The 15,549-nt window shown below is 70.2% G+C and carries 9 protein-coding genes; 7 read left to right on the top strand and 2 right to left on the bottom strand.

The window, feature by feature from the left end; genetic code table 11:
- Nucleotides 1-10 precede the first annotated feature (10 nt).
- Complete coding sequence (pdxR, locus tag O1G22_RS40570; protein ID WP_270085888.1) at nucleotides 11-1,624, top strand: MocR-like pyridoxine biosynthesis transcription factor PdxR; 1,614 nt, start codon at nucleotides 11-13, stop codon at nucleotides 1,622-1,624.
- 15 nt (nucleotides 1,625-1,639) lie between these two features.
- On the opposite strand, the gene O1G22_RS40575 is transcribed toward pdxR, so the two are convergent.
- Nucleotides 1,640-3,334 carry a tetratricopeptide repeat protein gene (locus O1G22_RS40575; RefSeq protein ID WP_270085889.1) on the bottom strand — a complete coding sequence of 565 codons (1,695 nt, stop codon included), beginning with the start codon at nucleotides 3,332-3,334 and terminating at the stop codon, nucleotides 1,640-1,642.
- Between the two features lie 202 nt (nucleotides 3,335-3,536).
- Entirely contained in the window at nucleotides 3,537-7,199 is a 3,663-nt protein-coding gene (locus O1G22_RS40580) for a LamG-like jellyroll fold domain-containing protein (RefSeq protein ID WP_270085890.1), read from the bottom strand.
- 294 nt (nucleotides 7,200-7,493) lie between these two features.
- Between O1G22_RS40580 and O1G22_RS40585 the strand changes: the two genes are divergently transcribed.
- The 6 genes from O1G22_RS40585 (at nucleotide 7,494) to O1G22_RS40610 (ending at nucleotide 15,533) form a co-directional block, all read left to right on the top strand.
- Entirely contained in the window at nucleotides 7,494-8,507 is a 1,014-nt protein-coding gene (locus O1G22_RS40585) for a LacI family DNA-binding transcriptional regulator (RefSeq protein ID WP_270085891.1), read from the top strand.
- Between the two features lie 141 nt (nucleotides 8,508-8,648).
- Entirely contained in the window at nucleotides 8,649-9,896 is a 1,248-nt protein-coding gene (locus tag O1G22_RS40590; RefSeq protein WP_270085892.1) for a sugar ABC transporter substrate-binding protein, read from the top strand.
- 10 nt (nucleotides 9,897-9,906) lie between these two features.
- Nucleotides 9,907-10,887 (top strand): carbohydrate ABC transporter permease, encoded by a 981-nt coding sequence (locus O1G22_RS40595; RefSeq protein WP_270085893.1) that lies wholly within the window; start codon nucleotides 9,907-9,909, stop codon nucleotides 10,885-10,887.
- On the top strand, nucleotides 10,884-11,708 hold the full coding sequence (locus tag O1G22_RS40600; protein WP_270085894.1) for a carbohydrate ABC transporter permease: 825 nt from the start codon (nucleotides 10,884-10,886) through the stop codon (nucleotides 11,706-11,708). The genes O1G22_RS40595 and O1G22_RS40600 overlap by 4 nt, the downstream gene beginning before the upstream one ends.
- 161 nt (nucleotides 11,709-11,869) lie before the next feature.
- Nucleotides 11,870-13,606, top strand: a complete 1,737-nt coding sequence (locus O1G22_RS40605) for an amylo-alpha-1,6-glucosidase (RefSeq protein WP_270085895.1) — start codon at nucleotides 11,870-11,872, stop codon at nucleotides 13,604-13,606.
- 73 nt (nucleotides 13,607-13,679) lie between these two features.
- A complete protein-coding gene (locus O1G22_RS40610; protein WP_270085896.1) occupies nucleotides 13,680-15,533 on the top strand; it encodes an RICIN domain-containing protein in 1,854 nt (617 codons plus the stop codon).
- Nucleotides 15,534-15,549 lie beyond the last annotated feature (16 nt).

The following is a 15,549-nucleotide window of genomic DNA, read 5'->3' on the forward strand; positions in this document are numbered from 1 at the left end:
TGCCGTCACAATGGACGCCATGGACAGGTCCACCATGCCCTCGGCCCAGGGGTCCAAAAAACGACGCCCGGCGACGGCGGCGGACAGCTCGGCGGACCGCACGCGGGCCTCAGGAGCGGCCGTCGGTTCGGACTTCCTCCAGCTGGACATCGGTCAGGCGCCGCCCGGCGGGCGCACCGCCTGGCTCGCCGACAGGCTGCGGTCGGCCATCGCCGACGGCCGGCTGCCGGTCGGAGCGCGGCTGCCCGCCAGCCGCGTGCTCGCCGAGGAACTGCGCGTCACCCGGGGCGTGGTCACCGAGGCCTACCGGCGGCTCGCCGAGTCCGGTCAGATCGCTGGTCGCGGCCGGCTCGGCACGGTGGTCGTGGCGGCCCCCGCCGCGCCCCGCGAACGCGCCCGCGACGCGGCGGAACCCGGGCCCGCAGCCGGCTCTGCGCCCAAGGAGGCCGGGGCCGGCCCCGCATTCTTCGGCAACGTCGACCGCGAGGGTGTCGTCGACGCGCTGCGCGCCCTGCCCTGCCGCATCGATCTCTCCCCGGGCGTCCCCGACCTCGCCGCGTTCCCCCGCGCCGAATGGCTGCGCGCCGAACGCGCCGTCCTCGGGGCCGTCACCCCTGCCGACTTCGGCTACGGGGACCCCCGGGGTGCCCCCGCCCTCCGCCGGGCCGTGGTCGGCTGGCTGGCCCGCAACCGCGGCATCCGCGCCGACCCGGACGAGGTGGTGGTGGTCGCGGGTGTGGCCCAGGCCCTGGGCCTGCTCGGGCAGCTCCTGCGGGCGGACGGGATCCGGCGCATCGCCGTCGAGGACCCCGGCTCGCTCGGGGCGCGCCAGCAACTGGAGTACAGCGGCCACGAGATCGTGCCCGTCCCCGTGGACGCGGGCGGCCTGGACGTCGCGGCGCTGCGTGCCGGAGGCGCCCGGGCGGTGGTGCTGACCCCGGCACACCAGTTCCCCACCGGGGTCGTCCTCGACGGGGAACGCCGCCGCGAACTGCTGAGCTGGGCGGCCGACGGCGGGGTCGTGATCGAGGACGACTACGACGCCGAGCACCGCTACGACCGCCCGCCGGTGCCGGCGCTGCGCTCGCTGCTGCCCGACGGTGTCTGCTACGCCGGCAGCGTCTCCAAACTGCTCGCGCCCGCGCTCCGGGTGGGCTGGCTCCTGGTACCGGCGGACCGGCTGGACGCCCTCGTGACGGCCAAACGCTACGCCGACCTCGGCAACGGCATCCTCACCCAGCTCGTCCTCGCTCGCCTGATGGACTCGGGTGAGCTGGAACGGCACCTGCGCCATGTCCGGCTGCGCCACCGCAGACGCCGGGACGCGATGCTGCGAGCGGTCGAGAAGCACCTGCCCGGCGCCCGCGTCCACGGGGCCGCCGCCGGCCTGCACCTGATGGTCACCTTCGGCGAGGCGCGGGGAGGTGCCCGCGGCGGCGGCTTCCGCGACACCGACCTGGCCGCGGCCGCGCTCGCCCGGGGCGTCAAGGCGCACCCACTGTCCTGGCACCGGATCAACCCCGGGCCGCCAGGCCTGGTCCTCGGCTACGCGGCAGGCCCTGTCCACGAGATCGACGAAGGCATCGCCACCATCGGCACGGCCCTGCGCGGCCTTCTCCCATGAGACCGGCCTCGAAGGCTATTGCTCTCCGGCACAACACCCGTGCCGGGCCGGGGCACCCGCATCGGTGTCCAGACGGCAGAAGCAGGACGCCTCGATCGGTACGTCCGCCATCGCTGAAGCGATCTTCAGCTGCTGGGCCACGATCTGTGCCTCTCCCTCCTTGCCGAGCCGCACGAGGCACTCGTGGAGGCCGTGCAGGGCCCAGACGTTGCCCGGATGCTGCAGCGGGCGGGGCAGGGTGTCGTCGAGCCCGAGGTCGGCGCGGTAGACGGCCTCGGCCTCCGCGACCAGCCCCTGTTCGAGGAGCAGTGCGCCGTATGCGTGCCGGGTGGGCTGCATCCACCCCCACGGCTCGTCGTACGGAAGGCTGTCGTCCAGCTCGATCGACCGGCGCAGTGCCGCGAACGCCGTTTCGTGTTGCCCCTTCCGGTACTCCAGCTCGCCGTCCAGCATGTGCGAGGCGATCGCGAGGATGTCCGCACAGGTGTTGTTGAACAACGTCCGGGATTCGGGGACTCGGGCGACCGCTTCGCGGAAGAGCGCACGTTCGGTGACGGCCTCCTCGATCCGGCCCAGGGCCGACAGAGCGACCCCGCGCGCGTACCGCAGCATCGCCGTGGTCACGCAGTACAGCCGCGCGTCGGCCGGCATCGCGAGCCTCAGGATGTCGTCCCAGCGGCCGAAGCGGATGAGCACGTGCACCCGCATCGCGAGGAAGCCCTCCAGCCAGTCCGCCATGGGCGGGCTGTCCACACGCAGCAGTTCCTCGGGTACGGCCGCTTCGAGCCGGTCCGCCGTGTCGATCGCGTCCTGGAAGCGGCCGAGGAACATCGCGCCGTAGATCTTGAAGTGGTAGTTGTGACACCGGTACAGCGTGTAGAAGTTCATCGCCCCGGCCCTGGTGCGGAACTTCTCGTCGGCCGCGATCGCCTCGGTGTTGTCGGAGACGACACGGCGGTAGTCGCCGCACAGCACCTCCAGGTGTGACGGCATGTGCTGGAGATGGCCGGCGTCCGGCACCAGCCCGCGCAGCCGGTCGCCCGCCGGCAGGGCCGCCTCGGGCGTCGGGGACATCTCCATCAGGTGGATGTACATGTGGAGCAGGCCCGGGTGCCGGGTGCCCGCCTCCGTGGCGATGGCCCGCTCAAGGACCGCCTTGGCCTCGGCGGTGCGCGAGCCCGCGGCCGGCCCGCCCGTGCGGATGTCCCACAGCCGCCAGGGCGTGAGGTTCATCAGGGCGTCGGCGTACAGGCTCGCCACGTCGAGGTCGTCGGGGGCCGTGCGATGCACGGCCCGCATGCTGTCGGCGTAGGCGACGTTCCACACGGAACAGTCCTCGGCGCCCGGTGCCTGGGCCCGGGGGTAGCGGGCCCGCAACGCGCCGATGAGGGCCTGTTCGACCGGGGTGGCGCCGGCGGCCTTCGCCTGGGCCCGCTGCACGGCGGCGTGCGCACGCTCCACCGTCCGCCCCAGGTCCTGCTCGTCGAAGAACTCCCAGGGCTTGTTGTAGTTGGGACCGAGCGCGTGGGCCAGGCCCCACTCGGCCATGGCGCAGCCGGGATCCGCCGCGACGGCGGCCTCGAAACAGCGGACGGCTTCTTCGTGGTTGAAGGCGTACGTCCAGTTCAGCCCGCGGTCGAACCATGTCTGTGCCTCGGCGGACGACGTCGTCACGCGCCGGCCGTGGCTGCCGAGGTCGTAGTAGCGCATACGAACCGACCCTAGCGGAGGGCGGCGCCGACGAGACCCGGCTCGCGCGGCGCGAGCAGGACGGGCACGCGCCTCTGCGGTGGGTGCCGGCCGTGCCGTTGCCGACGCCGGGACCGCGTGACCGGCACCGTCCGACGGCTCAAGGGGCGGCCGGCGCGGACCTTCCCTGCTCTCGTGGAAAGGGAGCCGCGCCGGCCTCACCTCATCCCACCTCCCGCGCATACGGCGCCACGGTGATCCGGTCGATCAGCGGAGCGTAGCGGGAGCGGAGAAGTATCCCGGGGAAGGTGTCCGAGGCGTACGTGGTGCCGTCGAAGTTCGGCAGTTCCTCGGAGCGGAAGGCGATCGTGTTCTGGCCCTTCTTCAGCTGGACCGGGACGGTCAGTTCCCAGAAGTCGTTCTGGTGGAAGGTGTGCGGGAAGCTGACGCGCTGCGTCTCGCCGCCGTTGACGCTGATGTCGGCGTGCCGGGCGAGCGGGTCGGGGTTGTAGTGGGTGGCCTGGGACTGCTCGGGGTTGGAGTAGCGGATGCGCAGCGCGTACAGGCCGGTGCGGTCCGCGGCGACGGTGAAGGTCGCGGTGTTGTCGTTGCCGGGGTTGCCGCCGATGCCGGTGATCGCCGTGCCGTCGGTGGCCAGGGACAGCGGGGTGAGGGTGGCCGAGCCCGTGAGTTCGGCGTCCTGCGCCTCGTACGTCCGCGTGGTGAGCGTGCCCTCGGTGGGTGTGACCGTGAGACGGTCGACGAGGGTGGTGGACGAACCGCCGGTCAAGGTCACCTTGTTGATGCCGCCGGAGAGCGAGACCGCCACCGCGTGCCGGCCGTGAGTGACGTGCAGTACGTCGTGTCCGTTGACGGAGAGCCGGGCGTCCGCGGTGCCCAGGGTGTCGACCCTGAGGGTGGCCTCGCGGTCGGCGGGGGAGTAGACCCAGAACGTGGCGGTCCCCCTCTTCGGGAGCCTTGCCGCGCCCGAGCCGGTCGCGGGGGTTCCGATGTGTTTCGGCAGGTCGTAGACGGGTCGTGCCCCGCCGCCCAGCCAGGCCAGTTCGCCCTCGTAGACCTGGGTGGCCGCCGACGCGTCCGGCAAGGACAGGGTGAGGCGGTCGACGATGGCGTCGCCCTGGGTGGCACGCTTGCCGTCGAGGCTCTTGGCGGCCAGCGTGAGGGTGTGTGTGCCCTTGGTGAGGCGGACCTCGGTGTCGGTGTGGTCCCAGACCACCCACTTGTAGCCGAGCGGCAGATACAGCTCCTGCTCGCTGTCCGTCCTGCCGTCCACCCTCAGGAAGACGTTGGTGGGGCCCTGCTCCTTGACCTTGTCGTAGGTGTTGAGGGAGTTGGCGAAGACGCTCAGGTCGTAGGTGCCGTCCTCGGGCACGTCCACGGTGAAGTCGAGGGTGACGTCCGAGCCGGTGCGCAGGCCGCCCACGTCGTAACCGCCGGAGGTGTAGAACTTCGACACGTCGCGCGTCGAGCCCTCCGGGCCGTTCTTCGAGTAGCCGGACCCGGTGTGGGCGGCGTCCTCCGCCTCGTACGACGCCTGCCAGCGCACCGGCGGGGCCTGTGTGCCCTTGGCCTGTCCGGCCGGGCTGAGGACGATCTCGTACGCCGAGGACTCCTTCAGCTTCGGCAGCGCGCCGTCGCCGAAGTCGACGCTCACCGTGCCGTCCTCGCCGACCTTCAGGTTCGTCTCCGTGAGCAGCTTCGGGCCCGAGCTGTCGCCGATCTGACCGGTCCACTCGATCTCCTTCACCCAGGCGTGCACACGGTCGCCGAAGAGCTTCCTGGGAACGCCCGCGAAGGTGATGTGGCCTCGGCCGGTGGAGCCGCCGAAGAGCAGCCGGGCCTGCCGCTTGTCCTCGTCCAGGCTGGCGACGCCCTGCATGGTGTAGTTCTCGCCGGGGAACGGCGGGTTCACCTTCACGGTGTGGCCGCTCATCGAGGCGTACGAATGCAGCAGCCACCACTGGCCGTTGCCGCGGTTCGACTGCACCGCGGAGTCGGAGAGGTTGCCGTCGATGTTCCAGTACGCGATGTCGGCGTCCACCTTGGACTCCTCGATCGCGGACACCCACTGGATCATCTGGCCGGGGACGGAGGTGTGGTAGTTGAAGGCGTACTCGTTGATGTTGACGGGGAGTTGGGTGCCCTCCTTGTCGGTGCCCTTGAACAACTCCTTCTCCCATGCCCGGTACTTGGCGACGCTCTGGCGCACCGCCTCCGGGTGGCTCAGTTCGTGCCAGGTGATGACGTCCGGGAGGGTGCCGGCGGTCAGGGTGTGGGAGAGGAAGCCCTTCACCTGGTCGTACAGGACACTGGTGTTGGGCCCGGCGATGCGGGCGCCGGGCATCCTACCCTTGATGAGCTTGTAGACCTCGTCCCAGGCCGCGAAGTAGTCGTGGGGGTCGGTGAGCCAGCTGACCTTGTCGTAGCTCCACTCGCCGGTGCCGAACATGTTGCCCTCGGGCTCGTTGAACGGCACGAAGATGATGTTTTTCCGGTATCGCGCGGGTAGTTGGAGTACCTGGTCGACCTGCTTGGCGACCTTCTCCTCGTAGAGCCTGAGCTTCTCCTGCGGCGTGCCGCCCGGCCACTCGTACGGGAAGCCCCGGTGGATGTCGGTCATGTAGATGTACACGTCGCCGTCGGTGGAGTCGGCCAGCGGCTTCACCACCTCCAGCGCGTCGGCACCGGGGTGCTGCGGGCCGTCCTGGGCCTTGGTGGAGACCGTGCGCAGGCCCATGCCCTCGATGAGGTTGTTGGTGGGGACGCCCGGTCCGTACACCCCGTACAGGGTGCCGGAGGCGCCGCCGTGGAACGCGCCGGTGTCCGAGCCGAGGTCGACGGTCAGTTCGCCCTCGCGGACCACGGTGACGGTCGCCTGCACCGCGCGCCCGGCCGCGGTTCCGGCCACGGTGAAGGTTCCCGGCCGGGCGTACTTCTCGGGGGGTACGGCGTCCCAGGCGATCGGCGTGTCACGGTCGTAGCCGTCGGAGAAGGAGGAGCGGACGGCCGCCGGGAGGGACGGGGCGGTCCCCGTCGTCGTACGGGCCTCGAACGACGTCTGCGAGAGCTGCCGCAGCGTGGGCACGGCGCCGACCGTACCGGCCACCTGCTCGGGGCTGAGCGCCGCGTGCCACACCGTGAAGTCGTCGATCGCGCCCTTGAGCAGCGGGTCCTGGTAGAAGGACCTGCCGATGTAGCCGCCGGCCGTGGCCGCGTCGTCCAGCAGGTCCTTGGCCCTGACGGACGTCTCGGCGGAGGAGACCGCCACGCCGTCGAGATACGTGGTGACCCGGCGGGCGGCCGTGTCGAGGGTGATGGTGACGGTCCGCCAGGCGTCGGCGGGGAGCGGCGCGTACCCGGAGACCTGAGCCTCCGCGCCCCCTCCGCCGGTGGTCACGGCGGTGCGCAGCACCCCGTCTCCGTTGGACGGGGTGGTGAAGAGGTACTTGGTGGTGTCGGTGCCCAGATCGAAGATCCGCTGCCAGGGTGATGTGTCACCGCTCCACTTCACGCGGGCCGAGACCGTCAAGTCGCTTGCGTCGCCCAGCACTTCGCGGGGCAGCCGGACGTATGCGCCGTCCGAGGCGGACGCCCCGCCGGGCAGGGCGAGCGCCCTGCCGCCGTCCGCGCCCTCGACGGACCGGGCGGTGGAGCCGTTCACCAGTGTCGCCGTCAGGCCGTTGCCGGAACTGTCGCTGATGGTGCCGGAGGTCAGGTCGTCCTGGTCGAAGGTGTAGTGGGCGGCGGGTCGGGGCATCTCGGCCGCCTGCGCGGGGGCGGCCGGTGCGGCCAGCAGGCCCGCACCGAGAGCCAGCGCCACTGCGGCCGGGGCCCGGCGCCGGGCGGATCTGTCAGCGGATGCCATGGATGGGGTCCTCGCTCCTTGAGTACGGAAGGCGTGGCCGGGATGGGGGAGGAACACGGGCGTCGAAGGATCACTGCATCGAACCGGTTCGCGAAACTAGCACCGGGCACTCCGACGAGCAATCCCTTCGGCGCGAGGTTCTCGCGATCTCCCCTCCGGGCAAAAAGTCTTCTACCAGCGGGTGTTGACAGGCGCCCGGGCAGTTCCTACCTTCGCTTCTCATCCCCTCCCACACCCACACGACCGGCGGCCACCCCTTCCGAAGTGTCGAACCGGTTCGAGCAAGGAGTCACCGTGAACATCGGTGAGATCGCCCGGCGGGCCGGTGTCTCGCGCAGCACCGTGTCCTACGCGCTGAGCGGCAAGCGCCCGGTCTCGGACGACACCCGCCGGAAGATCCAGCAGGTCATCGACGAGCTGGGCTACCGCCCCAACGCCAGCGCACGCGCCCTGGCCAACGGCCGGACCAGCACGATCGGCCTGGTGTTCCCGCCCGCCGGCAATCACTACACCGGGATGCAGCTCGACTTCATCGGCAGCGTGGTGGAGGCCGCCGCGGCCTACGACTACGACGTGCTGCTGTCCCCGAGCGGCGTGGACAGCGACCGCTCGTTCCAGCGGCTGCTGGGGGAGCGGCGGGTCGACGGTGCCATCCTGATGGAGATCAGGCTGGCCGACGACCGGGTCGATCACCTGGCCGCGCTGGACTTCCCCGCCGTCGCCATCGGCCGTACCGCCCGTCCGGAGAACGGCTGGTGGGTGGGCCTGGACCACACCGCGCTGGCGGCGGCGTGCGTCCATCACCTGGCGGATCTCGGCCACCGCCGGGTCGCCTTCGTCAACCGTCCCGAACAGCTGCTGCGGGCGGGGTACGAGTCCGCGCACCGGGGCCTGGACGGCTTCACGAAGGCCGCGGCCGAGCGCGGGCTGACGGTGCGGACGTACTGCTGCGGGGACGATGCCGCGTCCGGCGAGGCCTGCCTGGAGCAGATCCTGCACGACGACCCGGCCACCACGGCCCTGGTCACGCTGAACGAGGCCGCGCTGGGCGGACTCTACCGAGGGCTCGCCCAGGCGGGCCGCCATGTGCCGCGCGACTTCTCCGTCACCGGGGTCGTGGCCGGCCGCTGGGCGGAGACGGTGACCCCCCAGCTCACGGCGGCGGACGTACCGGCGGCGGAGATGGGCCGGCGCGCCGTCGAACTCCTCGTGGAGCGGCTCGACCATCCCGACGCCCCGCCCCGGCACCACCTCCTGGCACCCCCCATCTCCCTGCGGGCCAGCACCGGGCCCGCTACGGCGTCCTGACCGCACCGCACGAGCAACCTGCCTCACACCTACGTCACCCGCCGATCACCCCGTTCGCTCACCGGCGCTGTTCGGCGTGCCCTTTCCGCCCCACCACCCCGTGTCCTCGGCACCCGCATGCCAAAAACAAAGGAACCCGCGATGAACAGCTCCTCCAGACACCTCCGTCTGACCGCGGCGGCCCTGACCGCCCTGGCCGTGGCCGTCGGCGCCACCGCCTGCTCCTCCGGCTCGGGCAGCAGCGGCACCGCGGGCGCCGGCAGCGGTACGTACACCGTCTGGGACCCGTACCCGCAGTTCGACAAGGGCTCGGCGTGGGCCAAGCTGCTGGACCAGTGCGGCACCAAGGCGGGAGTCACGATCAAGCGGACCGCCTTCGACACCAGCGACCTGGGCAACAAGACGCTGCTGGCGGCGCAGCAGGGCAACGCCCCGGACGTCCTCATCGTCGACAACCCGGTGGTGTCGACCCTCGCCGAGGCGGGCGTGCTCACCACCACCGAGGACAACAAGCTGGACACCTCGAAGACCGACCCCAACCTGCTCGCGGCCGGCCAGTCGGGCGGCAAGACCTACGGCACGCCCATCGGCGCCAACACCCTCGCTCTCTACTACAACAAGAAGGTGCTGAAGGAGGCCGGGGTGGACATCGCCACGGTCAAGGACTGGACGTCGCTGACAGCGGCGCTGGAGAAGGTCAAGAAGGCGGGCAAGAAGGGCATCACGTTCTCGGCGATCGGCACCGAGGAGGGCAGCTTCCAGTTCCTGCCCTGGTTCTGGGGTTCGGGAGCCAAGCTGACCGAACTCGACTCCCCCCAGGCCGTGTCCGCCCTCTCCCTCTGGCAGGGCTGGTTGAAGAACGGCTACGCCCCCAACTCGGTGCTCAACAACACCCAGACCACCAGCTGGCAGGAGTTCGCCAGTGGCGACTACGCGTTCAGCGAGAACGGCACCTGGCAGCTCGCGGGCGCCAAGAAGGCCGGCCTCGACTACGGGGTGCTGCCCATCCCCGGCACCGACGGCGGCACCGCGGCGGCCCCGACCGGCGGCGAGTTCGTCACCGTCCCGGTCCAGAAGGACACCGGGCGCTACACCACCTCCCAGAAGCTCGTGACCTGTCTGACCAGCACCGACAACCTCTACACCACGGACACCACCCTGTCCTACGTGGCCCCCACCAGCGAGGTCCAGGACCGGCAGGTGGCCGCGGACTCCGGGCTGAAGCCGTGGGTGGCCGCGGTCAGGACGGCCAAGGGCCGCACCAGTGACGACCTGGGCACCAAGTACCCCACGATCTCCGAGCAGCTGTGGAAGGCCGTTCAGTCCGCACTCAGCGGATCCAAGTCGCCCAAGGATGCGCTCACTTCGGCGCAGGCCGCGGTCAAGTGACGTGGGCCCGATGAAACAGACGACACATCCGCCGGATCACCGTTCCGCGCCCGCCCGGAACGGGGCGGCCGCCGCCCCGCCCCCAGCCCGCGGCGAACAGCGCCGCCGGCCCGCCTCCACACAGTGGGCCGCCTGGGGATTCCTCACCCCGGTGACCCTCTACCTCGCGCTCTTCTACGCCTATCCGCTGTATCGCAACATCGACCTGAGCCTGCGGAACTACACCGTCCGGTCCTTCGTCCAGGGCGACGCGCCCTTCACGGGCCTGAAGAACTACCGCACCGTCCTCGACGACCCGACGTTCGCCCCGGCCCTGCTTCACACCACGGTGTTCACCGCCGTGTGCCTCGCCTTCCAGTACGCCATCGGGCTCGCCCTCGCCGTCTTCTTCAACCAGCACTTCCGGCTGTCGGCCACCCTGCGCGCCCTGTTCCTGGTGCCCTGGCTGCTGCCGCTGATCGTCTCGGCCTCCACCTGGTCGTGGATGCTCAACAGCGAATCCGGCATCGTCAACGCCGCCCTGCACGCCGTCGGCATCGGGCCGGTCAACTGGCTGACCTCGCCGTCCTGGTCACTGACCTCGGTGATCATCGCGAACATCTGGATCGGCGTCCCGTTCAACCTGGTCGTGCTCTACAGCGGTCTGCAGTCCATCCCGGCCGGCCTGTACGAGGCCGCAGCGCTGGACGGGGCGGGTGCCTGGCGGCGGTTCTGGAACATCACCTTCCCACTGCTGCGCCCGGTGTCCGCGATCACCCTGCTGCTGGGGCTGGTCTACACGCTCAAGGTCTTCGACATCATCTGGATCATGACCAAGGGCGGCCCGGCCGACTCCTCCACCACCTTCGCCACCTGGTCCTACCAACTCGGCTTCGGCAACCTCCTGCCGGCCTTCGGTCCGGGAGCGGCCGTCGGCAACCTGCTCGTGGTCGCCGCGCTCGTCTTCGGCCTGGTCTACGTCCGGGTGCAGCGAAAGCAGGCCCTGTCATGAGCCGCATACGCAGGCGTACGTGGGTGAAGACCACGATCGGCGTCGTACTGACCGCGATCATGCTCTTCCCGGTCTACTGGATGCTCAACGTGTCCCTCACCCGCGACCAGGACATGCGCAAGAGCCCACCGGACCTGCTGCCGCTGCACGGCACCCTGGCCGGTTACCGCACCGTCCTCGACGAGCAGTTGCCCTACCTCGGCACCAGCCTCGTCATCGGTCTGGGCACCGTCCTGCTGACCGTGCTGCTGTCCGCCCCCGCCGGCTACGCGCTGGCCAAACTGCGCCCGCGCGGCGGCGGCATCCTCAGCTTCGTGCTGCTGGCCGCGCAGATGATTCCCGGCATCATCATGGCGATGGGCTTCTACGCCATCTACCTGCAACTCGGGCTGCTGCAGTCCGTTCCCGGCCTGATCGTCGCCGACTCCACCCTGGCCGTCCCGTTCGCGGTGCTGATCTTCACGGCGTTCATGTCCGGCATCCCCAGCGAACTGCTCCAGGCCGCGCAGGTGGACGGGGCAAGGGCCCTGCGCACCTTCTGGTCCGTGGTGCTGCCGATGAGCCGCAACGCCGTCGTCACGGTGTCCCTGTTCGCGTTCCTGTGGTCCTGGTCCGACTTCGTCTTCGCCAGCACGCTGGTCAACGGCGGCGCCCATGAACCGATCACCCTCGGCATCTACCACTACATCGGCAACAACAACCAGCAGTGGAATGCCATCATGGCCACCGCCGTCGTGGCCTCGCTGCCGGCCGCGGTGATTCTTGTTCTTACTCAGCGGTACGTTGCGGCCGGCGTCACCGCCGGTGCGGTGAAGGACTGAGCTGCCGTCTGTTGTCTGCGGGTGCGTTGTGGCTGGTCGCGCCCACGCGGCGGTAGCCGCACATCAGACACAGCCCCGCGCCCCTTCAGGGCGGTGTCCTCACCCCGACCTGCATAGAGCCCCCTGTTGTCGCCCTCTGTCCCAGAAACGAGTCACGCCACATGACCGCCGCACCGTCCGGCCCGGCCTTCTCCGTCCATGACATTCCGTTCAGTACCTACGGATCCTGGTTCGACATCTCGCCCGTCATCGCGGAGAAGACCTACGCCGAGGATCTCCACCTCGTCTCGCACCAGAACGGCATGCACGGTGTCCTGCGCCTCGTCCCCATGAACCCTGCGATCGGCGACCGCGCCGAGACCCGCGTCGAGGCGACGCCGGGCCTGCTCAGCTGGATCGGCGAGAGCGGGCGTGTCGACCTCGCCTACGAGTCGCCGGACACCGTACGGCTGCGGGGGAGCGGCCTGGGCATAGGCGTCTACGCCGCCGCGCAGGCACTGACCCCGTTCAGCGGGACGTACTTCTTCCATGATCCGGCGGCGGGCGCGCACGTGTTCACGTCGTACGAGACCGGGCGCCGCTATCGCGTGACCGTGCTGTCCGGCACCCTCGCGGAGGCGGCCGGAGCCCAGGCCCTGGGCAGCGCCGACCGCGGTCTGGCCATCACCGAGGACGCGGGCGGTAGTTGGGAGATCGCTGTCGAGGAATTCGACACCGCCCGCCCGCCGTACACGTCCTCGGCGACCTTCGACGAGATCGTGGAGAGCGCACAGCGCGCGTTCGTGGACTTCGTCGACGCGGTGGCCCCCTGGCGTTCGTCCGCCACACCGGCCGCCGAACTCGCGGCCTACGTGGTCTGGTCGGCGACCGTACGGCCCACGGGTCTGGTCACCCGGCCCGCCGTGCTGATGTCCAAGCACTGGATGGACAAGGTGTGGAGCTGGGATCACTGCTTCAACGCCCTTGCTCTGGCGCCGGGTTCGCCGGAGCTGGCGCTGGATCAATTCCATCTTCCCTTCGACCACCAGGACGACAGCGGCGCCCTGCCCGACTCGGTCACCCACTCCGAGGTCCTGTACAACTTCGTCAAGCCCCCCATTCACGGCTGGGCCTTCGGCCACCTGCGCCGCCGTCTGCCGACGCCTCCCGGCCAGGCTGAACTCGCCCAGGTGTACGCCCGGTTGGAGCGTTGGACGAACTTCTGGCTCAGTGCGCGACGAGCCCCCGGCGCCGAACTGGCCTATTACCAGCACGGCAACGACAGCGGCTGGGACAACGCCACCACCTTCGACCCGGAGCGGGTGGTCGTCACCGCTGACCTGGCCGCCTTCCTCGTCCTCCAGCTGCGCGAACTCGCCGACCTGGCCGAGGAGTTGGGTGAGGCGGACGCGGCGCTCCGATGGGCGGCCGCGGCCGAGGAGACACAGACGGCGCTGCTCGACCAGCTGTGGACCGGCGAACGGTTCGTCGCCCGGGGAGCCGCCGGCGGGGACACCTGGAGCAGCGCAAGTCTCCTCGACCTGATGCCCATCGTGCTGGGCGAGCACCTGCCCGGTGAGATCAGCAGCGCGCTGGCCGACCACATCAAGGCCCACCTCACCCCGTACGGCCTCGCCACGGAACTGACCACCTCCCCGCACTACCTCGCCGACGGCTACTGGCGCGGCCCCATCTGGGCCCCCGCCACGGTCCTGGTCGAGGACGGCCTGCGGCGCGCCGGCCACCACCGGCTGGCCGACGACGTCAGCGCCCGCTTCCGCGCCCTGTGCGAGACCCACGGGTTCGCCGAGAACTTCGACGCCCTCACCGGAACGGGCCTGCGCGACCGCGCCTACACCTGGACCGCCAGCAGCTACCTCCTGCTGGCCGAAGCACACGCACACCGGGGCAGCCGCTGACCGGCCGCCTTCCGCGAGCTCCGGGGGCCGTTCAGTCCCCGGTCCTTCCCCCCACCCTGTTAGGAGTCGCACAATGAAGTCGCTCTCCGCACCGTCCCGACGCGCATCACGCGCCAGACGCCGAGCCATCTCGTCCGCGGCCGTCCTCCTGGCCACCCTGGCCACCACCCTGGTACCCGCCGGCCCGTCGCAGGCCGCCGACACCACCGTCGCCGTCGACTTCTCCGTCGCCGGGGGCGCCCCTACGTACCATGCCTCGGGCACCCTCTACGGGATGACCGAGGACGGTTCGCTGCCCCAGGACCACTTCTACAAGGACATCAAGTGGAAGTTGGAGCGAGCCGGCGGCGCCCAGCTGGACAGCCCGGGAGGCTGGGTCGCCGGCAAGTACGACCGCCGGTGGAACTCCACCCTGGCCCAGTACAAGCGCACCAAGGCGCTGGGCGGAACCTTCGTCATCCTGCCGCACGACCTGTGGGGCGCCGACGGCACCACCAGCCCCACCTTCCCCGGTGACAACGGCGACTGGTCCAGCTTCGACGCCTTCTACAACCGCCTGCTCTCCGACGTGAAAGCGGCCGGCATGACCGACATCGAGTGGGACATCTGGAACGAGCCCGACTGCCCCGGGTTCTGGAATTCCGGCATGCCCCAGTACCTGGAGATGTGGAAGCGCGCCTACCAGAAGATTCGGGCCGCCATCCCCGGCGCCGTCGTCGTCGGCGCCAGCACCTGCGGCCACCCCACGGTGGACAACGGCTGGTGGACCACGTACCTCGACTACGTGAAGGCGAACAACGTAGCGCCGGACATCTACAGCTGGCACGACCTCCCCGGCGATCCGGTCGCCCACAGCAACTCCCTCAAGTCCCTGCTGTCGGCGCGGTCGATGACGACGAGCCGCCCCTTCCAGATCAACGAGTACGGCGCCAGTAACGAGCAGAACCCCGGCCGCGGCGGCTGGTACATCTCCCGTCTGGAGCGCGCCGGAGCGGACGGACTGCGCGCCAACTGGGCGTGGGGTGCCAACCTGCACGACTTCGAGGCGAACCTGCTCACCAAGAACAGTGCCGGCCAGTACCTGCCGCTGGGCGAGTGGTTCCTGTACCGGTACTACGGCTCCCAGACCGGAAACATCGTGAACCTCACGCCCGGTACGAACACCGACGGGCTGGCGACGAAGGACAACTCCGCGCGGAACGCGAAGATCCTGCTCGGGAGCAACGGCAACACGGGCAACGTCACCGTCAGCCTCAACCGTCTCGACACCACCTCGGTCGTGGAGAACGGCCAGGTCCGCGCAATAGTCCAGCGCATACCGAACAACGGCGGCGGCGCGGTGACGGGTCCGGTGACGGTCTCCGACCAGACCCTGACGGTGAGCGGGAACTCGGCTTCGGTGAGCGTGCCGTGGACGGACTCCGCGGACGGCTACACGGTCACGCTGCTGCCGCCGTCGAACACCACCGTCTCCACCGTCGCGGTGGCCGAGCACAGTGGTCAGTGCCTGGACGACACCAACCTCAGCACCGCCGACGGCACGCAGTACCAGCAGTACTACTGCGAGGGCGGCTACCAGCAGATGCTCGATTTCAAGCCGGTGGCCGGCCGGGCGAACACCTATACCGTCGTGAATGAGCACAGTGGTAAGTGCCTGGACGTCTCGGGCGCCTCCACGGCCGACGGCGCACCCGTCATTCAGTGGACCTGCAACGGCGCCACGAACCAGATGTTCACTCTGAACCCGGTGACCGCGCTCGGCAACAGCAAGGACTACCAGCTGGTCGCCGTGCACAGCGGCAAGTGCGTCGACGTCAGCGGCGTCTCGACCACGGCCGGCGCCCTGGTCCACCAGTGGACCTGCGACCCGGCCAGTGCCCTGAGCACCAAGAAGAACCAGATCTGGCGGCTGTCCGGCAAGAGCTGACGCCCACGGCCGGTCA

The sequence above is a fragment of the Streptomyces camelliae genome (genome assembly GCF_027625935.1).
In the GTDB taxonomy this organism is placed as follows: Bacteria; Actinomycetota; Actinomycetes; order Streptomycetales; family Streptomycetaceae; genus Streptomyces; species Streptomyces camelliae.

Bases quoted from the DNA above. Each gene is read 5' to 3' on its own strand.
- pdxR (WP_270085888.1), top strand. From the start codon at position 11: ATGGACGCCATGGACAGGTCCACCATGCCCTCGGCCCAGGGGTCCAAA.
- O1G22_RS40575 (WP_270085889.1), bottom strand. From the start codon at position 3,334: ATGCGCTACTACGACCTCGGCAGCCACGGCCGGCGCGTGACGACGTCG.
- O1G22_RS40580 (WP_270085890.1), bottom strand. From the start codon at position 7,199: ATGGCATCCGCTGACAGATCCGCCCGGCGCCGGGCCCCGGCCGCAGTG.
- O1G22_RS40590 (WP_270085892.1), top strand. From the start codon at position 8,649: ATGAACAGCTCCTCCAGACACCTCCGTCTGACCGCGGCGGCCCTGACC.
- O1G22_RS40595 (WP_270085893.1), top strand. From the start codon at position 9,907: ATGAAACAGACGACACATCCGCCGGATCACCGTTCCGCGCCCGCCCGG.
- O1G22_RS40600 (WP_270085894.1), top strand. From the start codon at position 10,884: ATGAGCCGCATACGCAGGCGTACGTGGGTGAAGACCACGATCGGCGTC.
- O1G22_RS40605 (WP_270085895.1), top strand. From the start codon at position 11,870: ATGACCGCCGCACCGTCCGGCCCGGCCTTCTCCGTCCATGACATTCCG.
- O1G22_RS40610 (WP_270085896.1), top strand. From the start codon at position 13,680: ATGAAGTCGCTCTCCGCACCGTCCCGACGCGCATCACGCGCCAGACGC.